Source organism: Pantoea sp. GM01 (genome assembly GCF_000282675.1).
Lineage (GTDB): Bacteria > Pseudomonadota > Gammaproteobacteria > Enterobacterales > Enterobacteriaceae > Pantoea > Pantoea nemavictus.
Genome location: NZ_AKIU01000047.1, coordinates 18,370 through 41,351 on the forward strand (window position 1 = coordinate 18,370; position 22,982 = coordinate 41,351).

Here is a 22,982-nt window from a genome sequence, read left to right on the forward strand (position 1 = left end):
ATGGCACAGCAGAGCCAGACAGCCAGCGAGACGTTGCTTGACGTTCGCGATCTGAGTATTGAATTTCTGCACCGGAAAGGAAATTTGCAGGCGATCCATAACCTCTCGCTCACCATGCAGCCGGGCGAAGTGCTGGGCATGGTGGGTGAATCCGGCGCGGGGAAATCCCTGACCGGCGCCGCCATCAGCGGGCTATTGCAAGAGCCAGGACGTGTTAAACAGGGTGAGATTTGGTTTCAGGGGCAGCGCATCGATAACCTCGATGATGATGCGCGCCGTAAGCTGCGCGGCAAAGCCATCAGCTGTATTTTCCAGGATCCGCTCACCAGCCTTAATCCGGTGCTAACTATTGGCCAGCAGCTAACCGAAACCATCCGCACGCACTTGCCGCTCTCCGCCGCCGAGGCCCGTGAACGGGCGATTACGCTACTCACCGAAGTTGGCATGAGCAGCCCAGCGCAGCGCATGGAACAGTATCCTCACCAGCTCTCCGGCGGGATGCGTCAGCGCGTCGTCATCGCGCTGGCGCTCTGCGTTGATCCGCAGCTAGTGATCGCCGATGAACCTACGACCGCGCTGGATGTTTCGGTGCAGGCGCAGGTGTTACGGGTGCTTAAACGTCTCTGCCAGCAGCATGGCACGGCGGTGATGCTGATTACCCATGACATGGGCGTGGTGGCGGATGTGTGCTCGCGAGTCGCGGTGCTGTATGCCGGACGGATTGTCGAGATGGGCCCGGTCGCGGAGGTGATTCGTGCCCCTAAACACCCCTACACGCGCGGTCTGATCAACTCGATTCCCTCGATGCGCGAACGCCATGAATTCCTGTCGCAGATTGATGGCGCCATGCCGCGCCTCAATTCGCTGCCGGGCGGCTGCGCGTTCCATCCACGCTGCCCACATGTTACCGAGCGCTGCCGCCAACATCAGCCCGACATGCAGTTCAGCCATCTGTCGCAAATCGCCTGCTTTTACCCCTACGGAGAGACGCCATGACAAGTGAAAAAGTGCTGCCGCCTGTAGTGTTGAACGTGCGCGATCTGCACATTCGTTTTCAGCTCGGCCGTGAAAAGCGCAGCTCGCTGTTTCGTCGCGGCGCCAGGCGCGAGCTGCATGCGGTGCGCGGCATCAATCTCTCCATTCGTCAGGGGGAAACCTTTAGCATTGTTGGCGAATCCGGCTGCGGTAAATCGACTATCGCGCGGGCGCTGGCAGGGCTGTATACGCCGTCAGAAGGGTCGATAAAGTTCGCCTGGCAGGGTGACGCCAGCGAAACGCACGCGGCACAGAACGGTACTCAGATGATCTTCCAGGATCCATATGCCAGCCTCAATCCGCGCTGGCGTATTGGGCGTTCGCTGGCCGAGCCGTTGGTGCTGAGTAAAAAAGTGGGCAGCACGCGTCAGGCGCGCAGCTATTGTGGTCAGCTGCTGGAACAGGTTGGGCTCTCCGCCAACGATTTGGATAAGTTTCCGCATGAATTTTCCGGCGGCCAGCGCCAGCGCATTTCCATTGCGCGTGCGCTGGCGACCCAGCCGGGCTTTCTGATTTGCGACGAGCCCACCTCAGCGCTGGATGTCTCGGTGCAAGCGCAGGTATTAAACCTGATGCGCCGTTTACAGCAGACGCATGGGCTAACCTACTTTTTCATCAGCCATAACATGGCGGTGATTTCCCATATTTCCGATCGGGTTGGCGTCATGTACCTCGGTCGTATCGTCGAGCAGGGCAGCGTGGAGGAGATTTTTTCCCGTCCCGCGCATCCCTACACGCGTCTGTTGATTGCGGCGATCCCACAGTTTGATAGCCCGTCGACGGAACGTGAACCGATCGTCGGCGAAGCCCCCAATCCGATGTCACCTCCGCCGGGATGTGCCTTCGCGGCACGCTGCAGTCACGCACAGCCGCTGTGCCAGCAAATGATGCCGCCGGTGCATAACTTGTCGGAAGAACATCAGATTGAGTGTCATTTCCCGGCGGCGGTCGCTGCGGCCTGTTAATCATGAGGAGAGAGCTGATGGAAAGTCTATTAATTCAACACGTCACGCCGTTTGATGAAAGCCAACCCGTTGACCTGTTGCTGGAAAATGGCGTGATTGCAGCGCGTGGCGCTAATCTGCCTCTAGCACCCGGCACCACCCTGATTAATGCGCGAGGCATGCAGGCTTTTCCTGGCCTGGTAGATGGCCATGCTCATCTGGATAAAACCTTGCTGGGACGCGACTGGTATCGCAATGAAGTGCCGCACAACCTTGCCGCGATTATCGCTAATGAGCGTGATTACCGCCGCGAACAGCAGCCCGATGCGCAGTTGCAGTCAGAGCTCATTACGCGGCGCGCGATTGCGGCGGGAACCTCGTTTATTCGTACCCATGTCGACATTGATAACGAAATTGGCCTGGCAAACCTGGAAGGTGTGCTGGAGACGCGTCGTCGGCTGGCTGACCAGGTCGATATTGAGATTGTCGCGTTTCCCCAGAGTGGCATTCTGCAAAGTCCGGGAACGGAAGCGTTGCTGGATCGTGCGCTGGCGATGGGCGCGGAGCTGGTGGGCGGCTTAGATCCCTGCTCATACGATAAAGATCCGGTGCGTCATCTGCAGATCATCTTTGACCTGGCGGTGCGCCACGATAAAAAGCTGGATATTCATCTGCATGAACGCGGTGAACTGGGCGCGTTCAGCCTTGAGCTGCTGCTGGACTTTACTCGCCGTTATCAGATGCAGAATCGCGTTACGCTGAGCCACGGCTTCTGTCTTGGCATGGTTGAACCGGCGCGCCAGCAACAGTTTGCCGAAGAGATGGCAGAGCTGGGCATGTCAGTGGCGACGACCGCGCCGGCGGATATCGCGGTGCCGCCGTATGAATTGCTGACCGCAGCGGGCGTCGCCCTTTGCGCCGGTAATGACGGCGTGCGCGATACCTGGAGCCCGTATGGCAGCGGCGACATGCTGCAGCGCGCGGTCACCATGGGACTGCGTTATCGCTGGCGTCAGGATCGGGAAATTATGCGCGCCGCCGAGACCATTACTTACGGCGGTGCCCGCGTAATGGAACTGGATAACTATGGTTTGCAGCCGGGCAATCGCGCCGACCTGGTGCTGATTCCCGGCCGCAGCATGGTGGAAGCGCTAGTGGAGTTGCCACGCGATCGTAAAGTGATCAAAGGCGGCAAACTGATCGCCGCAAATGGGGAGTGCCTGTTCTGATGAGCGAGAAAGTTACTCGCCTGCGCGCCGCTTGGGTCGTGGGCTATCGCAATGGCGATCACTGCCTGCTGCCGGATGGCGAAGTGGTGTGGCAGGGCGAACGCCTTCTGTTTGTTGGCTTTGATTACACCGGCCAGGTTGATGAAGAGATCAATGCCGGGAATTGTCTGGTCGGTCCTGGATTTATTGACCTTGATGCGTTGGGCGATCTCGATACCACCGTGCTGGCGTTCGACAACCAGCCGGGCTGGAAAAAAGGGCGCATTGTCGCCGCCGACTGGCACCGGCGCGATCTCTACAGCCGCGAGCAGCTTAACTTCGCCAAGCATTATGCTTACAGCCATCTGCTGCTTAACGGCATCACCAGCTTTGCGCCTATCACCTCTATTCTCTACCGCGAATGGGCCGAAGATTTCGATGAATACCTGTACGCCGCCGATGTTGCTGAATCTTTAGGCGCGCGTGCATGGCTGGGACCGGCGTTTATGGCCGGCTACTACGCTAGCGATAGTCAGGGGCAGTTTTCATGGAACGGCAATCGTCAGCGCGCCCAACAGGGATTAGACGATGCGGTCAATTTCTACCAGCGCATGCAGCAGCGCGGCGTTTCCACCCTAAGTGGCATGCTGGCTCCCGATCGCATTGAGGGTGGGGATGCCGTGTGGTTAAAAGATCTGGGTGACGTTGTCACATCATTAGCTTGCCCGACGCGGTTGCACTGCTGCCAGAGTGAGCTGGAGGTGGGTGAAATCGCCCGGCGCTATCAGGGGCGCAGCTCGCTGCAGGTTCTCGATGAGAATGGCCTGCTTAATCGCCATATGCTGTTGCCGCATGGCCAGTTCCTCGGCGGCGTGAATCCCAATTCGGCAAGCGTCGCTGAAGATATTGCCCGGTTGGCACAATCTGGCGCGTCCGTGGTGGCCTGTCCGCTGGTTTCCGGTCGCCACGGCAAATATCTGGAGCACTATCCGGCACTCAAAGCGGCTGGCATCAATCTGGCGCTGGGTAGCGATACTTTTCCTGCCGATATGTTTACCAATATGCAGATGGGCGTGGTGCTTACGCGTGTGGTTACCGGCGATATCGCGGCTGCTAGCGCGGCAGATTATTACCGCATGGCGACGCTAGGTGGTGCCCAGGCGCTGGGACGCGACGACCTCGGGCGGCTGGCGGTGGGATGTCAGGCCGATATGATGCTGGTCAATCTCGATCAACCCGCGCTGGGACAGATCTTCGATCCGATCACATCGCTGGTATTGAATGGCAATGGCCGGGATGTCTCCGGCGTGATTATCGCCGGACGCAAAGTGGTGTGGGATCGCGAGTTGGTGAACAGCGGGCAGAGCGCCGCCGCGTTACACGCCGAGTCGCAACAGGTCTTTGCGCACATCATTTCTACTTATCCGGAGAGAACCGTGGGCCATCCGTCGGTGGAAGAGATCGTCACATCGTCATTTCCCCGCGTAACCCGAGGCGCAGCCGATGAGTGAACACTATCTACTGACCAACGTCAGGTTAGAGACCGGATTTATTGAAAATAACGGCCATATTCAGGGTACGCGTAGCGATCTGTTTGCGCTCGAAATTCACCACGGCCGCATTGTCGCCATCACGCCGCAGCACGAAGCACCAAGCCCATTGCCGCAGGTGGATGCGGGCGGCCTGCTGATGTTGCCGGCACTGCGCGATATGCATATCCATCTGGATAAGACGTTTTATGGCCGACCGTGGCGAGCCGCTAAGCCGAATAACGAGCAGGATATTTTCCAGATGATCGCGCTGGAGCAACAGCTTTTACCGACGCTGTTAGCGGATTCGGTGGAGCATGCACAACAGTTGATCACACTGCTGCTGCGCAACGGCACGACGACGATACGCAGCCACTGCAATATCGATCCGGTAAGCGGACTGCGCAGCCTTGAACATCTGCTGCAGGCGCTGGAAGCGTTTGATGGCGTCATCAACTGCGAAATTGTGGCGTTTCCGCAGCACGGTCTATTGCGCTCGGGCGTAACCTCGCTGATGCGTGAGGCGCTGGCACTCGGCTGCCAATGGACCGGCGGGCTTGATCCCACCAAAGTTGATGGTGATATGCAGCGTTCTCTGGACATCATGCTCGATCTGGCGCACGACAGTCACAGCGGCGTGGATATTCATCTACATGAAGATGCCAGCAGCGGTATTGCCTGTATTCGCTATCTGCTGGACAGAGTAGAACAGGCGCCGAGCCTGCAAGAGCGAGTGACGCTAAGTCATGCTTATTGTCTGGCACAAATTGGCGATGCTGAAGTGCAGGCGCTGGGTGAACGTATGGCGACGCTGGGCGTTAGTCTAGCGTCCGGTTTACCGTTGGGGAAAAACGCTATGCCGTTGCCGTTGTTGCGCCAATGTGGCGTAAAGCTGATGACCGGTACCGACAGCGTGATTGATCACTGGTCGCCATTTGGCAGCGGCAGCATGCTGGAAAAAGCCAACTTGTGGGCTCAACTTTATGGGCGCGGCACCGAGTTTGAACTCAATCGGGCGCTGGCGATTGCCACCGGCGATATACTGCCGCTGAATGAGCAGGGCGCACGCGTCTGGCCAATGGCGGGCGACGCGGCTGATTTTATCTTGCTCAACGCCAGCTGCTCAGCCGAAGCGGTGGCGCGTCTGCCAGCAATTTCAGCCAGTTACTTCCGCGGCCAACGCGTTTACCGCGCCTAAATGATGTATATTTCAGGGGGACCGACATGACCGATACAGGATTGAGTATGGGCGCGAAATTAACCCCCAGACAAAAAGAGATCACCCGCATTTATGATTCGCTAACCATGGCCATTGCCCAGCATAAGCTACGGCCGGGAACGCGATTGATTGAAGCGCAGATTGTTGATGCACTTACGGCGAACCGCAACCATGTGCAGGCGGCACTGCAGCGCATGGCGCTGCAGCATATTGTCACCATTGAGCCCAATGTAGGTGCGATTGTTGCACAGCCATCCGCCACTACAGCGCGTGAAATCTTCACCGCTCGCCACGCCATTGAATCGGCGATTATTGCCTGCATAACGCCGGAAAAAATGGCGGCATTTGCCTGGCAATTGCAGCAGCAGCAAAAAGAGGAACACGAGGCGATTCATAGCCAGGAGCGGCAACGGGTGGTGTATCAGCTTGGCGCGTTTCATCTGCTGCTGGGCAAAATTGCCGATAACAAAGTGCTGGAAGATATTCTGCATAATTTGATGGTGCTAAGTTCGCTGATTGTCATGCTTTATCAGCGTAATGAGATGCCGGTGTGCCAATGTGATGAGCATCAGCACATCATTGATCAACTCAACGCCGGAAATACCGCCAATGCACAGCAGCTGATGCGCGATCATCTTATTGAACTTGAGCAGCAGCTGGATATTTCAGAAGCCTCGCCTTATGCCATGACGCTGGTGCAGGCGCTGCATAAGGTCAATTAACCTAAACACGGTAATGGCTGTTTAAAGAGACTTTACGGCGAAAAAATCCCATTAAGGGCTGCTTAAAGAGCGCTTGTAACGCTGGAGGAACCATGGAATTAGAGACCACTCGGTTGCGGCTGGAACCTTTTCAACTCGCCCATTTTGATGGCCTGCATGCGATGGAAAACGATCCTGAGATCATGCGTTACATCAGCAATGGCGTGGTAAAAACGCCGGAAGAGACACTAGCCACGATTGAGCGCGTGCAGGCGCGCTGGCAGCAGTATGGATTTTCATGGTGGGCAATGCGGGAAAAAGCCTCCGGTGAGGTAGTTGGGGCAGCATGCCTTCAGCATCTGGCTAATCAGGATGGTGCACCGCTGGAAATTGGCTGGCGTCTCAATGCCAATCATCATGGCAAAGGCTATGCAACAGAGGCGGCGCAGGCGATCGTTAAGTTTGCGGTTGAGGATATCGGCGTGAACTATTTAGTCGCCGTTGCCGATCCTGAAAACAGCGCTTCGCACAAGGTGATGCAGCGGCTGGGAATGACCTACAAAGGCATTGAGCGACATTACGATGTACCTTGCGTGGTGTATGAGTTGCAGATGACAAAGTGAGGCGCTTCGAGGACATTTCAACTAGCCAGCAGGCTTGCTGGCTAAGTAGAACATTTACCAATGCGATTTTTCAAAAGAGCAGGTGATAGGACTGAACAAGTTTAGAGTACGCGTTTAGATATATCATTTAACATAATATACATTACATGCACTTTGATTTGTAACGGCTAAATCACGACGCTGCAATGCTGGCAAGGATCGCATTGATGTGGCTCTTCACCTCTGCATACTGACGTTGCTACATGAAAGTTACGTCGGGTTTGGCCACACAACACTTGCCTTAGAAAAGCTTCAGCAGGCAAACAAGCTGCAATTCAAGCGTTAAATGATTTTCCAAGCCGTGTAGAAAACTCAACATGCAAAGCAATTGTGTGGGTTTAAATCAGTGTCCATGCACCGTAAACCCAACCAACCGCACCACAATCGGGCGCACCACCAGAATGCAGACAAAAGCCGCGGGCATTGCAACCTGATACGCATTCATCACATTTTCCATGTAATGCGGCCCTACTCCAAACTCGGCGAAAGTAATGACTAAACTCATCAAAAACGCCATGATGGTCGCCATATAGAGAGCAAAGATAATTGCTTCACTGCCATTTGTATTCTGCGCATCTCCGGGATATCTGCAGCGCGCGGGCATGCCTAAAACGCCCGAAGATCTTATCCAGCACGCCTGTCTGGTTTTCCGCTATCCCACAGATGGACGTTTTCTTCCCTGGACTTTTAGGGTTAATGGCCAATCAGTTAACGCCAGGCTCAACCCTGAGTTTATTAGCGATGATATTGATATCATTGCAAAAATAGCAGTCAACGGCGGCGGCATTGCCCGTCTGGCAAGCTTTGTTGCTCAGCCATTGTTAGACAGCGGCCAATTGATCGCCTTGTTCGACACCGATCAAAGTGATGAAAATCGAGCGCAATCCTTACCGATGAATATCTTTGCCTGCGTCAACGAACGTTCGGCATTGAATGCCAAAGTAAGAGCGTTCATCCAGTTTCTGGAACAGGCGATTGAGCAGCCCAGTCATTAGGCATTGTCTCATACGTTTACACTTTTTAACGCGCTGCTTTTTCACCGTGACTACGCTGTGTCAGGGCTTATTGTGCCCTGCTAACTAGAAAGGAAGGAATCCAGATGCGTAAGCTTTCATTTATCGTGCTCACTGCCGGTTTATTGTTGTCTGTTACATCCCAGGTTGAAGCTAAAGGCTGCCTGAAAGGCGCTGCGGTCGGCGGCGTTGCCGGTCATATGGCGCATCATGGCGTTGCCGGTGCGGCAGCGGGTTGTGCTGTGGGTCACCACATGGCCAACAAGAAACAGAAAGAAGCGGATAGCAAACAGCAGCAGTCGAAGTAAGTTTTATATAACCAGTCGCTCAACGGCCCATCCACATCGCTTGTGGATGGGCCGCTTTAGTGTTGATGCCTATAAACTACCCGTAGTTGTTACGATTTGCTTTTCTCCGCGTTGCTTAACCCCTGCGCGGCAAATATCAGGGCTAAGTGGCTCAGTCCCTGCGGCATATTGCCCCGCCATGACTGGCTACGGACATCATACATTTCATTGAAAATATCGACGTTACCGCGTCGATTGAGCAGCGCCAAAATCTCCGTCATCATCTCTTCCGCCCCTGCACCATCCCCCATCGCCGCCCAGGCTTCTACCATCCAGAACGAACATGCCAGGAAGGTACTCTCTTCGCGATCCACGCCGCTGTAACGATAGAGCATCGCGCCGTTATTACCCAGCTCGCGACGGATCACGCGGTAGGTTGCGCGCATTCTTTCCGGGTTAACACTGTTGCCGTAGTGATGCATCAGCGTTAGCGCGGCATCCACCTGCTCATCGCTACCGACATAAAAGGTATAGCTCTGCAGTTTTTCCGACCAGCAATGGCTTTCAATCCACTGACTGATACGGTCACGCTCGCGCTTCCAGCGTTCAACCCAGGTTGGTTCGATGTATTTTCGCTCGGCTAAAATCACCGCGCGATCCAGCGCCAGCCAGCACGCCATCTTCGAATGGGTGTAATGTTGCTCCTCCGGCAACTCCCAAATGCCAGAATCCTTTTGGCGCCAGCTATCCGCACAGCAGTTAGCCAGCTCACCCAGCAAGCGCGCAGTGGTGAGATCCAATACGTGCCCGGCTTCCACAAAGCCCTGCGCCGTGGCCAGCATATCGCCATACATGCTGAGTTGAATCTGATCGCGCGCGTTATTGCCAACGCGTACCGGTTGCGAATCCTGATATCCGCGCAGTGCTGGAAAGCGCTCTTCAGGGACGATATCGCCTTCCAGCGTATAGCAGGCACGCAACCTGACGCCGTGATCGATAATGGTTTTAGTGAGCCAGGAAAACGCGGCCTTACAATCTTCCAGCGCGCCGAGGCAAATGAACGCTTTGATGATCAGACAGGCATCGCGCACCCACGCGTAGCGGTAATCGTAATTTTTTTCTTTACCGATGCCTTCGGGCAGCGAAGTGGTTGCTGCGGCTGCCAGTGCGCCCGTTGGGGAGTACCACAGGAATTTTAACGATAGCGCTGAACGTATGACTAATGACGAATAACGGCCGCTGTAGCTCAGACTGTTGACCCAGTCGCGCCAGGCCGTGTCGCTGGTGTCAATGCGCCCATCAATGGCCTTCATGTCCGGTACCGCTAGCGGCTCTTTTTCCGTTACCAGCAAAGCGCAAAGTGAACGAGCACCTTTACTCACGGTTAAGGTGCCGCTAATCCGTTCATCGTCGACGTGGTCGAGGATGATCTCTTCGCTGGTACGCAGCATCGCCATCAAATCGGCAATGTGATACACCTTGCCTTGCGCACTGTCAGCAATCCACGGCGAGCGCGTCTCGGCGGCAGTGGCAAACCGCAGCGTAATTTTTAACGTGACTTCCCCCTCCAGCCCATCAATACGCCTGGCCAGCTCGCTCCAGGGTAAGCGCCCTGCCAGCGTGCTGTTAATCGACTCGGTCAGCAGTACCGATCCGCTATCGGTATCGTAACGGGTCTCCAGCACATTACTGTTTTCGCGATAATTGCGCGTCACCCGATAATCCGCCAGCGGCACGATCTGAAAGAACCCGCCAATCTGCGGGTCAAGGATCTGGTCAAACAGGGGTTTGGAATCAAGATTGGGAGCGCACCACCAGTCAATCGAACCATCCGGCGCGATGAGCGCAACCGATCTGCCCTCCCCGATAGCCGCATAGTCGCCCAGTCCGGCGAATCCTTCGCTACGTTGTGGATTTAAATATTGCTGATTTTCCAAAATGGTTTTCCTGAATTGCATAAAAAGTGAAGTGGTCAAACCCTGCGGCCACGCAATTAAGCCCGCATCAATCCTGGCAGAAAATTCGGATTTCATTCAGGTCATTGCTTGTCGAAATATATAGCCAATACAGTAGTCACCCATATAAACCACTTTAAGTAACGCGTGACAGGATTATTATTTAGCGAGATGCGCTAAAGATATTTCTTAAAAACTCAGCCATTCTCGACTTTCAAATAATTGCTGCTAAACCTGAAGAGGTAATAACAGTTTCGGCGGAGATGACGAATGAAAAAGATATGGATTGGTGTAACGCTAGCGGCGGCGATCAGTTGTTCAGTAATGGCATCTCAGGGTGTCTTCGAAGTGAAGCCGGTGATGGCCCAGCATAGCAGCCACTTGCCGTCTCACTGATGAGTAAAGGGCGGAATTCACATTCCGCCCTTTGCTGTTTACGCCGCCACGGTCAGGGCTTTTTTACTGCGTGACCAGACACGGTGCGACGCCATTACCGAAAGGAAATCTGCCATAAAGGTCCCTTCTGCTTTAACGTCTTCGACCAAACCTTCTTCTGCCTCATTATCCTGCACGTTGAACTGCGCTTTAAACCGGCGCGCGTCACCGCTAAGACCAATAGGTTTGAGATGCTTGTAAGCCTCGAGCAGAAAATAACGCGCATCGCCGCTCAGCAGTAAGGCGTCAATGTTGCCATCGGGAACAATCACCGCATCAAACGTCAGTGATGGAAGCCCGCTAAAAGTGGCATCAATCGGCAGCACTGAGCCATCATCCGCCAGCACCTGCCCCATATGCGCCGCCAGAATTTTGGCATGCACGCCCTGCGCTTTCAGCGCCTGAAGCACCGCCAGCACATCGGCTGCTTTTGCGCCATCGCTGAGCAACAAAGCGACCTGACGCCCTTTGATGTCACCGCTCGGTTGCGCATAAAGACTCAAACTGTCGTCTTTTTTCAGACCGTTGACATCTTTTGGCGGCGCCGTGTTCAGCTGCTCATCACTCAGTTTCAGCCCCAGATTTTTCGCTACGCCTTCGGCCAGCGTGACGTCGATCTGCAGCAGATGATCCACCACGCGCTCACGGATATACGGTCGCGCCACTTTACTTAACTCAAATGAATACGCGCCGATGATGTGCTGCTGCTCTTCAGGCGTCTGGCTCAGCCAAAACAGTCTTGGCTGCGAATAATACTCGCCAAACGATGGGCTACGTTCGCGCACCTTGCTGCCTTCCACCCGCTCCTGATAGCTCTCAAATCCGCCCGCTTTGGCTGCCGGTGGCACTTCACGTGGCCAGTTATTATTGATGGAGTTGGGTTCGTAATTGGCCGGATTGGTGTCGATTTCCGTGCGGTGCATGCCCTGGCGCTGGAAGTTGTGGTAAGGACAAACCGGGCGATTAATCGGGATCTCATGGAAGTTCGGACCGCCAAGTCGACTGATTTGCGTATCGGTATAGGAGAACAAACGTCCTTGCAGCAGCGGATCGTTGGTGAAGTCCAGCCCCGGCACAATGTGGCCTGGGTGGAACGCCACCTGCTCGGTTTCAGCAAAGAAGTTATCCGGATTACGATTCAGGACCATTTTGCCCACCAGCTCGACCGGAACCAACTCTTCTGGAATCAGTTTGGTCGCATCCAGAATATCGAAGTCGAATTTAAATTCGTCCTCCTCCGGGATCAGCTGCAGGCCTAACTCATATTCCGGGAAATCGCCGGCTTCGATGGCTTCCCACAGATCGCGGCGATGGAAATCTGGATCGCGCCCGGTGAGTTTCTGCGCTTCATCCCACAGCAGCGAGGCTTTACCCGCTACCGGTTTCCAGTGGAAACGCACGAAGGTGGCTTTACCCTCAGCGTTGATCAAGCGGAAAGTATGAATACCAAAGCCTTCCATGGTGCGATAACTGCGTGGGATACCGCGATCGGACATCGCCCAGATCACGTTATGCAGCGTTTCAGGCTGCAGCGACACATAATCCCAGAAGGTGTCGTGCGCGCTCTGCCCTTGCGGAATTTCATTGTGCGGCTCAGGTTTCACCGCATGCACAAAGTCCGGGAATTTATGCGCATCCTGGATGAAAAACACCGGCGTATTGTTGCCGACCAAATCAAACACGCCCCCATCGGTATAGAACTTGGTGGCAAATCCACGGATATCGCGCACGGTGTCCGCCGAACCAGCGCCGCCTTGCACAGTGGAAAAACGCACAAAGACGGGTGTGGCTTTGTCGGGGTCGCTGAGAAAACCCGCTTTAGTCAGCGCTTCCAGCGAACGATAAGGCTGGAAGTAGCCGTGTGCGGCAGAACCGCGCGCATGCACGATACGTTCAGGAATGCGTTCATGGTCAAAATGCGTGATTTTTTCACGCATGATGAAGTCTTCCAGCAGCGTCGGCCCACGCGCGCCGGCAGTCAGCGAATTCTGATCGTTGGCAATGCGCGTGCCCTGATTCGTGGTCAGCCCAGCGTTTTCGCCATTCTTGCGGTATTCATTCAGCTGATCGAGCTTATCGTTTTTAATCTCTGGCGCTTTCAGGCTGCCGGGCGCAGTGGGTTGTTTTCCCGGCGGCGTCGGTTCGGCGGCAGGTTTGTGTCCGCCATCTTTAGGCGCTAAGTCACCTAATCCCGGTTGAGAGGTTTCTGGCCCCTTATGTGGCGCGGTATGTTCTAAATTTTGTTCTTTTTTATCTTTCGACATGTCACATGCTCCTCCAGTTAAGACCCTATTAACTGTAGAGCAAAATTTCACTTAAATAGCCGCTTCACTTATAAATCACGCGCAAAGGGATAATTAGTCTCAATTTAAACTGAAGTAATTTTAAGCGAGGCGCTTAATTAACGCGCGATAACGCCAACATATCGCCCTAAATAACCGCTTCGGTTTATTTTTAATTATCTATTTCGCCGAAAAACTCACCTTATAAAGGCTTATCAGCGACTAGCAGAGATTCCGGATAATTCTTTTGCAAATGCCGACTATGCTTATCTCTCTATAACCATACAAAAACAGGTTCTATCCTGATTTCTCTTTTTCATTTACTGGAGATTTGGCATGAGCAGCCATAGCGCATCAGTGACTCTGCGAGTTAATGGCGTACGCCAGCAACTCGACGTCGATACCCGCACCACGCTGCTGGATGCCCTGCGTGAGCATCTGCACCTAACCGGCAGCAAAAAAGGTTGCGACCACGGCCAATGCGGTGCCTGCACGGTGATCGTCAACGGGCGGCGCATCAATTCTTGCCTGACATTGGCGGTGATGCAGCAGGATGCCGACGTCACCACCATTGAAGGCCTCGGCAATCCTGACCAGTTGCATCCGCTGCAAACCGCATTCATCGACCACGACGGCTATCAATGCGGTTACTGCACGCCGGGGCAAATCTGTTCTTCGCTGGCGGTGCTGGAGGAGATCAAAGCGGGTATTCCCAGCCACGTGACCCACGATCTGGTCTCGGCACCGCCACTCTCCGCTGACGAAATTCGCGAGCGGATGAGCGGCAATATCTGCCGCTGTGGCGCCTATGCCAACATCCTGGCGGCAATTGAGGAGTATGCGGAGGGACAAACGCCATGAAAGCCTTCAGCTACCAACGTGTGAAAACCGCCGCCGAAGCGGCTGCCAGTGCGCAGCAACACGCCGGTGCGAAATTTATCGCCGGCGGCACCAATCTGCTTGATCTGATGAAGTTGGAAATCGAAACCCCTGCCCATCTGATTGATGTCAACGGCCTTGAGCTGGATAAAATTGAAGCCACGGCGCAAGGTGGCTTGCGGATTGGTGCGCTGGTGCGTAATACCGATTTGGCGGCCGATGCCAGAGTCCGACGCGACTATGGCGTGTTAGCACGCGCCCTGCTGGCGGGTGCCTCTGGACAGTTACGCAATCAGGCCACCACGGCGGGCAATCTGCTGCAGCGTACGCGTTGCCCTTACTTCTACGATACCAATCAGCCCTGCAACAAGCGCGTGCCCGGTAGCGGCTGTGCCGCCCTTGATGGTTTCAGCCGTCAACATGCGGTGGTGGGCGTGAGCCCGGCCTGTATCGCCACTCATCCCAGCGACATGGCGGTGGCCATGCGCCTGCTGGATGCGGTGATTGAAACCGTCAGCCCGGACAGCACGGAACGCCAGATTCCGATTGCGGAGTTTTATCGTGCGCCAGGCACCACGCCACATCTGGAAACGGTGCTGAAACCCGGCGAGCTGATTGTCGCGGTGTGCTTACCCGCGCCGCTGGGTGGCACCCATATCTATCGCAAGGTGCGCGACCGCGCATCCTACGCCTTTGCTCTGGTCTCCGTGGCGGCAATCATTCAGCCCGATCGTTCGGGGCGCGTGGCGCTCGGTGGCGTAGCGCACCAGCCGTGGCGCATGGAGGCGGCTGACCATGCCTTAATCCAAGGTGCGCAGGCGGCAAGCGATCGGCTGTTCGCCAGCGCGCAGCCAACGGCGGAAAATGAATTCAAGATCATTCTGGCGAAGCGAACGCTTGCCTCGGTGTTAGCGGAAGCGAGGGGTTAACTGATGAAGTTCGAAAAGCCTGCAGGATCAAATCCCATCGATCAGCTTAAGGTGGTCGGTCAGCCGCTTAATCGTATCGATGGACCGCTTAAGACCTCCGGTCTGGCGCATTATGCTTACGAGTGGCACAGCGAAGCACCCAATGCCGCATATGGCTATGTGGTCGGCGCGCCTACTGCGAAAGGCAAAATCACGGCAATCGATACTCACGCCGCTCAATGTGCGCCAGGAGTGCTTGCGGTGGTCACCGCAAAGAGTGCCGGTGAGCTGGGTAAAGGTGATAAAAATACCGCCCTGCTGCTGGCTGACGGCAACATTGAACACTATCACCAGGCGGTAGCGCTGGTGGTGGCTGAAACCTTTGAACAGGCACGCGCGGCAGCCAGTTTGGTGCAAGTGCAGTGTCAACGTGTAGAGGGCGCCTATGATCTTGCTGCCGAAAAAGCAGCGGTCACGTCGGCGCCCGAAGATCAACCGGATAAACGCGTCGGAGATTTTGAGCGGGCTTTCGCTGCTGCCGAAGTGACACTGGACGCGCACTACACCACGCCGGATCAAAGCCATACCGCTATGGAACCGCATGCCTCGATGGCGCGCTGGGACGGCGATAAACTGACCGTCTGGACCTCAAACCAGATGATCGACTGGTGCCGTACCGATTTGGCCGCCACGCTCAATCTGCCGTTAGAAAACATCCGCATTATTTCGCCCTATATTGGCGGCGGCTTTGGCGGCAAGCTGTTCCTGCGCAGCGATGCGGTGCTGGCGGCATTAGGCGCGCGTGCTATCCAGCGTCCGGTTAAAGTGATGCTGCCGAGGCCGCTGATCGCCAATAACACCACCCATCGCCCGGCAACCATTCAGCATATCCGCATCGGCACCGATCAAACCGGCCACATTACGGCGATTGCGCATGAGAGCTGGTCGGGCAATCTGCCGGATGGCACACCTGAAACCGCCGTGCAGCAGACCGAACTGCTGTACGCCGGCGCTAACCGTTTTACCGGCTTGCGTCTGGCGCAGCTCGATCTGCCCGAAGGTAACGCCATGCGTGCACCTGGTGAAGCGCCAGGACTGATGGCGCTGGAGATCGCCATTGATGAGATCGCAGAAAAAGTCGGCATCGATCCGGTTGCGTTTCGCATCCTTAACGATACCCAGGTGGATCCGGCACATCCCGAACGCTTCTTCTCACGTCGCCAATTAGTCGAATGCCTGCACACCGGCTCGGAGAGATTCGGCTGGCAGCGCCGTCAGGCGCAACCGGCTACCGTTCGGGATGGCCGCTGGCTGGTTGGCATGGGCGTAGCGGCAGGCTTTCGTAACAACATGGTGACGACCTCAGGCGCACGCGTGCAGCTGGATGCGAGCGGCATCGTTACCGTTGAAACCGACATGACCGATATCGGTACCGGCAGCTACACCATTCTTGCGCAAACCGCGGCGGAGATGATGGGTGTGGCGATCGAACAGGTTGTCGTGCGGTTGGGCGATTCAAGTTTCCCTATCTCAGCCGGTTCCGGCGGGCAATGGGGAGCCAACACCTCAACCTCCGGCGTTTACGCCGCCTGCGTGAAGCTCCGCGAAGCGGTCGCTGCCCGGCTGGGATTTGATGCGCAAACGGCCACGTTCAGCGATGGCAGGGTACATGATGGCCAGCACAGCGCGTCGCTGGCCTCGGCTGCCGCAGAAGAGACCATTTCGGTGGAAGACAGCATTGAGTTTGGCGATCTGGATCAGCAGTTTCAGCAATCCACTTTTGCCGGGCATTTCGTCGAGGTGGGCGTCGATGTCGCCACCGGGGAAGTGTGCGTGCGCCGCATGCTGGCGGTTTGCGCCGCCGGGCGCATTCTCAATCCAAAAACCGCGCGCAGCCAGGTAATCGGTGCCATGACGATGGGGCTGGGCGGCGCCTTGATGGAGGAGCTGATTGTCGATAAACGTCTGGGCTTTTTCGTCAATCACGATATGGCGGGCTACGAAGTGCCGGTTCATGCCGATATCCCTGAACAGGAAGTGATTTTCCTCGACGACACCGATCCGATCTCCTCGCCAATGAAAGCCAAAGGCGTGGGCGAACTGGGGTTATGTGGCGTTAGCGCGGCGATTGTGAATGCCATTTATAACGCTACCGGCGTGCGCGTGCGCGAATATCCGGTCACGCTGGATAAATTGCTGATGGGCCTTCCCGCTCTGGCCTAAACGTCCGCACAGGAGAGCAGCTTGCAACAGGTTTTGATTGATCAGGATGTGCAACCGCGGATAGAGCCGCAGCAGGCTTTGCAGACCGACGACAGCGCAGCCATTCTGCGGTTTGCCGCTGAGGCACTCGACGCCCACCTCGCGGCGGTGCTGGTCACGCTGGTGGAGATTCGCGGCGGTGCAGCCAGAGCATTAGGTGCGCAGATGGTGGTGCGTGCAGATGGGCGCTATTGCGGCTACGTATCGGGTGGCTGCGTCGAAGCGGCGGCGGCTTACGAAGCGCTGGAAGTCATGGCCAGCGGCAAAGATCGCCTGGTCAGCTATGGCGAAGGATCGCCCTATCTGGATATTGTGCTGCCATGCGGGGGCGGCATTACGCTGTTATTTCACCGCTTGCGTGCGGCCCAGCCGTTACATCAGGTGTTGGAATCGCTGGCACAGCGAAACCCCGCCACGTTGTGTTATCTACCCTCCTTCCAGCGGCTCACTCGCGTTGACGCCGCGCAGCCGACCGGCTGGCAGGATGATGCCTTCATGATGCGCTATCAACCTAACACCCGCATTGTGGTGTATGGCCGTTCCGTTGAGGCGCAGGCAACCGCGTCCATTGCTCAGGCTGCTGGCTACGACGTGCAGTCCGGTGATGAAGTTAAGGCGCAGGCTATTGATGCGTTTACGGCGGTGATTCTGCTGTATCACGATCTCGATCGCGAGCTGCCGGCGTTATTAGCCGCACTACAATCCACGCCCTTCTATATCGGCGCGTTGGGCAGCCAGCGCACCCATGCCAGACGGGCAGAAAAATTGCTGACGCTGGGCTTTAGCCCGTCGGAGATTGCGCGCATCAAAGCGCCCATCGGCATTTTCGCTCAGGCGCGGGATGCGCGCACCTTGGCTTTATCAATTATTGCCGATGTGGCTGCCGCGCGCCTTGAAGCGATTGATTAACCACGTTCACAGGCTATCGATATCCCGTTGCACCCGGGCATCTGCGAGCAAGCTCAGCAGCAGTTTAGGGTGCAACAGCGATCGCGCGCCTTCATCACCGCGCAGCTGACGCAGCGCATCAGCAAATGCGTGGCTAAAGCCGACCGGATGGCCGGGTTTACCATCATGCGTCAGTCGCACCTGGGGTGCGCCCTGCTCCAGCGCGCGCCATACCTGCTGGTAATGTTCTGCAGCAATCCACGGCATATCACCCAACGCGATGATCCAACCCGACCACATCCCGGTCATCGCTACCCCAGCGGCAATCGTTTCACCGCTGCCGCGACTGTCACAAACAATCAGCTGTACGCCAGCCTTAGCCGCATGCTGTTGCACCGCCTGATATTCCGGTCGCGTCACCAGCGCCACCGGCAGCCCGCTCAGCTTCGCCTCGGCGATGACCGTTTCAATCACTGTGGTGGTCTGGTCGTCCAGCCTGGCGAGCAGCTTATTTCCGCTACCGCCGCTGGCGATATAGCGCGTTCCTTTCCCCGCGGCGAGGATCAGAATGCCGGGCGTTGCTGCTGTCATCGGTGTTTACCCTCTCGTCGCGTAATGCGTGCCGGTGCCATCATAGCCGCTTTTGCGAATCGGCATCGAATAACATCGCGCGGTCAGCATCCAGGGTCACCGGCAGGATATCGCCCGCCTGCGCGCCGGATCGCTGGGTGGTGAACAGCATGATGTCGTGCCCCAATAGGGAACCATGAATCAGTTCGGATAAACCGGTCGGTTCCACCAGCGATACCTCCAGCGGCAGCGTATCGGCGGTTCCCGCTGCAGCAATAGCGATATTCTCCGGGCGAATACCGTAAATCACAGCGCGTCCGCTCGGTTGCGCCGCCCAGTCAACATTCAGCGGCAGCTGCGCGCTGTCGCCGATACGCACGCCACCTTGAGCCATCACGCCCTGGATGAAGTTCATGGACGGTGAGCCGATAAAACTGGCAACAAACTTATTCGCCGGCGTGTCATACAGCTCCAGCGGCGTACCGACCTGCTGAATGACACCGTTGTTGAGCACCACGATGCGGTCAGCCAGCGTCATGGCTTCAACCTGATCGTGTGTGACGTAGACAATGGTGTTGTTCATCTGCTGATGCAGTTTCTTAATCTCGACGCGCATTTGCCCACGCAGCTGTGCATCAAGATTCGACAGCGGCTCATCGAACAGAAAAACCTGTGGCTGGCGCACGATGGCGCGTCCCATTGCCACACGCTGGCGCTGGCCGCCGGATAACTCTTTCGGTCGGCGATCAAGCAGATGCGTCAGGCTGAGAATATCCGCCGCGCGCTTCACTTTTTCTTCAATCTCCGCCCGTGGACGTTTCTGAATCTCCAGGCTGAAGCCCATATTGCGCGCCACCGTCAGGTGTGGATAGAGCGCGTAGCTTTGAAACACCATCGAGATATCACGATCTTTCGGTGCCACATCGTTCATCAGCTGATTACCGATGCGGATATCACCGCCGCTCGCCAGCTCCAGTCCGGCGATGGTACGCAGCAGCGTAGATTTCCCGCAGCCGGAGGGGCCAACCAGCACCACGAATTCGCCATCTTTAATGGTGAGGTTAATATCGCGCAGGACTTCTACGTTGCCATAGCGCTTGTCGATCTTTTTGAGCGTAATTTCAGCCATCATTTACCCCTTAACCGCACCGGCGGTGAGTCCCTGAACCAGATAACGTTGAATAAAGGCGAAGAACAGACACGCGGGAATCAACGCCAATACCACCGCCGCCATCATTTCGCCCCACGAAACCGCGAACTTCGACACGAAACTCAGCAGCCCGACCGGGAAGGTCATCACTTCGTTTTTATTGATCAGCATCAGCGAGAACAGCAGCTCACTCCACGCGGCGGTGAACACAAAGCCCAGCGTGGCCGCCATGCCCGGCAGCGTTAACGGCATCAGTACGCGATACAGCGCCTGAAAACGGGTGCAGCCTTCCAGCATCGCCGACTCTTCCAGATCTTTCGGAATGGCATCGAAGAAGGACTGCATCAGAAAGGTGGCAAACGGCACGTTGAACGCGGTGTAGATCAGAATCAGACCCAGCAAACTGTTGGTCAGGCCAAGCGGCGCCATCACCTTGTAGATCGGGGCAATGATCATCACCAGCGGGAACATCTGCGTAAACAGCAGCAGCCCGGCAATGAGCACTTTGCCGCGAAACTGAAAGCGGGAAAAGGCGTAGCCGGCTGCGGCGGCAATCAGCGTGGTCAGCAGCGCGGTACTAAACGAAACAATCAGGCTGTTACTGAAAAACGTGGGGAAATCGCTGTCGGTTAACACCTTGCGAAAGTGATCGAGCGTCACGCCGCTCGGCAGCAGCGTGACGCCTTGACTGAACAGCAATGTATCCGGCGTAACGGAGATTTTGATAATCCAGTAGAGCGGAAACAGCGCGAACACCAGGTAAGCCGCAATGCTCAGACGATGCCCTATCAGCGGTAACAATCGCATGGTCGCTCCTTATTTCAACAGCTGATGGCGTATGCGCAGTAACACCAGCGCATAACAGGTCATCAGCAGTAACAGAAACACCGCCATCGCCGAGGCATAGCCGAAATCGAGCTTGCGATAGGCGGTGGTGAAGATGTAGCTGGAGAGAATCGAGGTCGAGCCTGCTGGCCCGCCGTCGGTCATCACCACAATCAGATCGGCGAAGTTGGCGATCCAGATGGTGCGTAACATCACGGTGATAGCAATCATCGGCGCGAGAAACGGCAGCGTCACGCGGCGAAACTGCTGCCAGCCGCTGGCGCCGTCAATCGATGCCGCTTCGTAGAGATCTTTAGGGATCGATTGCAACGCCGCCAGCAGCGTAATGGCAAAGAACGGGATGCCAAACCAGACGTTGGCGATCACCGGTCCCCACATCGCCAACTGCGGATCCGACAGAATATTATAGGGCTCGCTCAGCACCCCCAAATCACTCAGCCACTGCGGCAGCGGCCCCACGACCGGATTGAGCAGCCATGACCAGGTCAGCCCGGAGAGAAACGCCGGCACCGCCCACGGCAAAAACACCAGCGCCTGCACCCAGCGACGCATGCGGAATTCACGATTGAGCAGCAACGCCAGCGCCAGGCCGAAGAAGAACTGCAACAACAGAGAACTCAGCGTCCAGTTCAACGTGTGGCCCAGCGCTTTAAAGAAGCGCCGGTCATCAAACATCTCGCTGAAGTTGTCCCAGCCTACCCAACCGGTTTCCAGCGGATTGAGCAGATTAATACTCTGAAAGGCGTACGAGATGCCGATCGCCATCGGCACAAAGATAAACAGCGCGATCAGCAGTAGGCCCGGCGACAAGTACCACCACGGCTCAGCCAACCGCGTCCAGCGCAGGCGCCTGGCGCGAGCAGTGCTGTTAGGCAGGGAAGTATCAAGCATCATATTTGAACTCCGCATGTTCAGGGATTACTGGGTAGCCAGCCAGGCTTGCTGTTCTTTGCTGAGATATTTCGCCCAATCTTTCACCATGCTCTCGGTGTCGTTTTCTCCCAGCAGGGTTTCCTGGCTGCTCTCTTTCACAATCACCGAGTTAAAGTAGCCCCAGCCTTTGAGGTGGGTCGGCATGGTGAGCGGCACATAGTTAGGATCGTTCAGCTCTTTAAACCAGCCGGCGAACTGCGGCGTCTGATAGAACGGGTCCTGCTCGGCCCCTTTATAGATCGGCAATGTGCCAACGAATTTCGACCACGCCAGGTTGTTGGTTTTGTCACTGAGGAAGGTAATCAGCGGCCAGGCGAGATCCTTTTGCTTGCCCTGCTTGAACATCGACCAGCCGGTATAGCCAATCGTCGGGAAGGCTTTGCCTGATGGACCTACCGGCATCGGTGCTACGGCGAAATCATCAGCCGCCATGCTGTTTTTGATGGCGATTAGCGCATCCGGATCCTGATCGAGCATCGCGCACTTGCCGGAGTAGAAGCCCGAGACGATCTCATTAAAGCCCCAGTTGACGCTGTCTTTCGAGGCGCCACCTTTTTGATACATATCCACCAGCAGCTGCGCACCTTTGATCGCGCCCGGCTGCGTCAGCGTGCTGTTACCCTGTTTATCGAAGAATTCCGGCGATCCGTTCATCGCCGCCATAAACATCATCCAGGCGTTGGTGCCACCGACGCCGCCGCGCATGCAATAACCGCTGATGCCGTTGCCTAACTGACTGATGCGCTGCGCATCGCTGGCGAACTCCTCCATGGTTTTCGGCGGCTCGCTCAGGCCCGCCTGCTGAAACAGTTTTTTATTCCAGAACAGCGCACGCAGATAAAAGCCGTACGGCACCATGGTGGCTTTACCGTTTGCGGCGCGCGCCATGGCAAAGGTTTTATCCGTCAGCTGCGACGTGGCATCCCAGCTTTTTAGGCGTGGTTCAAGGTCTTCCAGCATATTGTTGCTGGCATACAGGCCTTGCCAGGTGTCCGGCATCTCCACCACATCCGGCACCTGTCCGCTTTGCAACATGGTGCCGAGTTTTTCAAACGCCTGGCCCCACGGCAGGGAGATCAGTTCGATCTCGGTACCCGGATGCTGTGTCTTATATTCATCAAGCATTTTTTGCAGCAGCGCCGTGCGCGGCGGGCTGGTGATCACCTCCACTACCGTGAGTTTGGCGGCGAGGCTGCTCATGGCGGCACTGAGACCAACGGCTAAAACCAGCGCTTTCAGGGCAAAACGTGTTGTCATGACATTTCTCCAGTGATTG

Annotated in this window: 21 protein-coding genes and 1 pseudogene; 14 read left to right on the forward strand and 8 right to left on the reverse strand. The window is 56.1% G+C overall.

Going from position 1 to position 22,982, the window contains the following annotated elements; genetic code table 11:
* From PMI17_RS13965 to PMI17_RS13995, 7 genes are all read left to right on the forward strand, one after another.
* Nucleotides 1-996 (forward strand): ABC transporter ATP-binding protein, encoded by a 996-nt coding sequence (locus tag PMI17_RS13965; RefSeq protein ID WP_009127967.1) that lies wholly within the window; start codon nt 1-3, stop codon nt 994-996.
* Nucleotides 993-2,000 carry an ABC transporter ATP-binding protein gene (locus tag PMI17_RS13970; RefSeq protein WP_009127968.1) on the forward strand — a complete coding sequence of 336 codons (1,008 nt, stop codon included), beginning with the start codon at nt 993-995 and terminating at the stop codon, nt 1,998-2,000. Before PMI17_RS13965 ends, PMI17_RS13970 begins: the two co-directional genes overlap by 4 nt.
* 17 nt (nt 2,001-2,017) lie before the next feature.
* Entirely contained in the window at nt 2,018-3,208 is a 1,191-nt protein-coding gene (locus PMI17_RS13975) for an amidohydrolase family protein (protein ID WP_009127971.1), read from the forward strand.
* Nucleotides 3,208-4,698 carry a chlorohydrolase family protein gene (locus PMI17_RS13980; protein WP_009127973.1) on the forward strand — a complete coding sequence of 497 codons (1,491 nt, stop codon included), beginning with the start codon at nt 3,208-3,210 and terminating at the stop codon, nt 4,696-4,698. The genes PMI17_RS13975 and PMI17_RS13980 overlap by 1 nt, the downstream gene beginning before the upstream one ends.
* Complete coding sequence (locus PMI17_RS13985; RefSeq protein WP_009127975.1) at nt 4,691-5,914, forward strand: amidohydrolase; 1,224 nt, start codon at nt 4,691-4,693, stop codon at nt 5,912-5,914. The genes PMI17_RS13980 and PMI17_RS13985 overlap by 8 nt, the downstream gene beginning before the upstream one ends.
* Before the next feature lie 47 nt (nt 5,915-5,961).
* Nucleotides 5,962-6,657, forward strand: coding sequence for a GntR family transcriptional regulator (locus PMI17_RS13990; RefSeq protein WP_009127977.1), 696 nt, complete (start codon nt 5,962-5,964; stop codon nt 6,655-6,657).
* A 92-nt stretch (nt 6,658-6,749) separates the two neighbouring features.
* Nucleotides 6,750-7,259, forward strand: a complete 510-nt coding sequence (locus PMI17_RS13995) for a GNAT family N-acetyltransferase (RefSeq protein WP_009127979.1) — start codon at nt 6,750-6,752, stop codon at nt 7,257-7,259.
* A gap of 382 nt (nt 7,260-7,641) precedes the next feature.
* Here PMI17_RS13995 and PMI17_RS14000 read toward each other — a convergent pair whose 3' ends face one another.
* Nucleotides 7,642-7,902, reverse strand: a complete 261-nt coding sequence (locus PMI17_RS14000; RefSeq protein ID WP_052013357.1) for a DUF2798 domain-containing protein — start codon at nt 7,900-7,902, stop codon at nt 7,642-7,644.
* On the opposite strand from PMI17_RS14000, the pseudogene PMI17_RS14005 reads away from it, so the two are divergent.
* Together PMI17_RS14005 and PMI17_RS14010 are read left to right on the forward strand one after the other, a co-directional pair.
* Nucleotides 7,835-8,293 (forward strand): annotated as a pseudogene (locus PMI17_RS14005) (substrate binding domain-containing protein); the annotation flags it as partial. The gene PMI17_RS14000 and the pseudogene PMI17_RS14005 overlap by 68 nt on opposite strands.
* Nucleotides 8,294-8,397: 104 nt before the next feature.
* Nucleotides 8,398-8,619 (forward strand): hypothetical protein, encoded by a 222-nt coding sequence (locus PMI17_RS14010; protein ID WP_009127985.1) that lies wholly within the window; start codon nt 8,398-8,400, stop codon nt 8,617-8,619.
* Nucleotides 8,620-8,708: 89 nt separating this feature from the next.
* Here PMI17_RS14010 and PMI17_RS14015 read toward each other — a convergent pair whose 3' ends face one another.
* Nucleotides 8,709-10,556 (reverse strand): glycoside hydrolase family 15 protein, encoded by a 1,848-nt coding sequence (locus tag PMI17_RS14015; RefSeq protein WP_369751417.1) that lies wholly within the window; start codon nt 10,554-10,556, stop codon nt 8,709-8,711.
* A gap of 267 nt (nt 10,557-10,823) precedes the next feature.
* On the opposite strand from PMI17_RS14015, the gene PMI17_RS25790 reads away from it, so the two are divergent.
* On the forward strand, nt 10,824-10,949 hold the full coding sequence (locus PMI17_RS25790; RefSeq protein WP_009127989.1) for a hypothetical protein: 126 nt from the start codon (nt 10,824-10,826) through the stop codon (nt 10,947-10,949).
* Nucleotides 10,950-10,987: 38 nt separating this feature from the next.
* On the opposite strand, the gene katE is transcribed toward PMI17_RS25790, so the two are convergent.
* On the reverse strand, nt 10,988-13,252 hold the full coding sequence (gene katE, locus PMI17_RS14020) for a catalase HPII (protein WP_009127991.1): 2,265 nt from the start codon (nt 13,250-13,252) through the stop codon (nt 10,988-10,990).
* A gap of 354 nt (nt 13,253-13,606) precedes the next feature.
* On the opposite strand from katE, the gene paoA reads away from it, so the two are divergent.
* Genes paoA through PMI17_RS14040 form a run of 4 tightly spaced genes read left to right on the forward strand, consistent with a single transcriptional unit; the run spans nt 13,607 to nt 18,228 of the window.
* On the forward strand, nt 13,607-14,131 hold the full coding sequence (gene paoA, locus PMI17_RS14025) for an aldehyde dehydrogenase iron-sulfur subunit PaoA (protein ID WP_009127993.1): 525 nt from the start codon (nt 13,607-13,609) through the stop codon (nt 14,129-14,131).
* Complete coding sequence (locus tag PMI17_RS14030; RefSeq protein WP_009127995.1) at nt 14,128-15,078, forward strand: xanthine dehydrogenase family protein subunit M; 951 nt, start codon at nt 14,128-14,130, stop codon at nt 15,076-15,078. The genes paoA and PMI17_RS14030 overlap by 4 nt, the downstream gene beginning before the upstream one ends.
* Before the next feature lie 3 nt (nt 15,079-15,081).
* Entirely contained in the window at nt 15,082-17,280 is a 2,199-nt protein-coding gene (gene paoC, locus PMI17_RS14035) for an aldehyde oxidoreductase molybdenum-binding subunit PaoC (protein WP_009127997.1), read from the forward strand.
* Between the two features lie 21 nt (nt 17,281-17,301).
* On the forward strand, nt 17,302-18,228 hold the full coding sequence (locus PMI17_RS14040; protein ID WP_009127999.1) for an XdhC family protein: 927 nt from the start codon (nt 17,302-17,304) through the stop codon (nt 18,226-18,228).
* A 6-nt stretch (nt 18,229-18,234) separates the two neighbouring features.
* Here PMI17_RS14040 and PMI17_RS14045 read toward each other — a convergent pair whose 3' ends face one another.
* Genes PMI17_RS14045 through PMI17_RS14065 form a run of 5 tightly spaced genes read right to left on the reverse strand, consistent with a single transcriptional unit; the run spans nt 18,235 to nt 22,963 of the window.
* A complete protein-coding gene (locus PMI17_RS14045) occupies nt 18,235-18,798 on the reverse strand; it encodes an NTP transferase domain-containing protein (RefSeq protein WP_009128001.1) in 564 nt (187 codons plus the stop codon).
* A 40-nt stretch (nt 18,799-18,838) separates the two neighbouring features.
* Entirely contained in the window at nt 18,839-19,906 is a 1,068-nt protein-coding gene (locus tag PMI17_RS14050; RefSeq protein WP_036621268.1) for an ABC transporter ATP-binding protein, read from the reverse strand.
* Nucleotides 19,907-19,909: 3 nt separating this feature from the next.
* A complete protein-coding gene (locus PMI17_RS14055; RefSeq protein WP_009128006.1) occupies nt 19,910-20,734 on the reverse strand; it encodes a carbohydrate ABC transporter permease in 825 nt (274 codons plus the stop codon).
* Between the two features lie 9 nt (nt 20,735-20,743).
* Nucleotides 20,744-21,667: a carbohydrate ABC transporter permease gene (locus PMI17_RS14060; RefSeq protein WP_009128008.1), complete on the reverse strand. Its 924-nt coding sequence runs from the start codon at nt 21,665-21,667 to the stop codon at nt 20,744-20,746.
* A gap of 24 nt (nt 21,668-21,691) precedes the next feature.
* The gene (locus tag PMI17_RS14065) at nt 21,692-22,963 is read right to left on the reverse strand and encodes a sugar ABC transporter substrate-binding protein (RefSeq protein WP_009128010.1); all 1,272 of its coding nucleotides are present in this window, start codon (nt 22,961-22,963) and stop codon (nt 21,692-21,694) included.
* Nucleotides 22,964-22,982 lie beyond the last annotated feature (19 nt).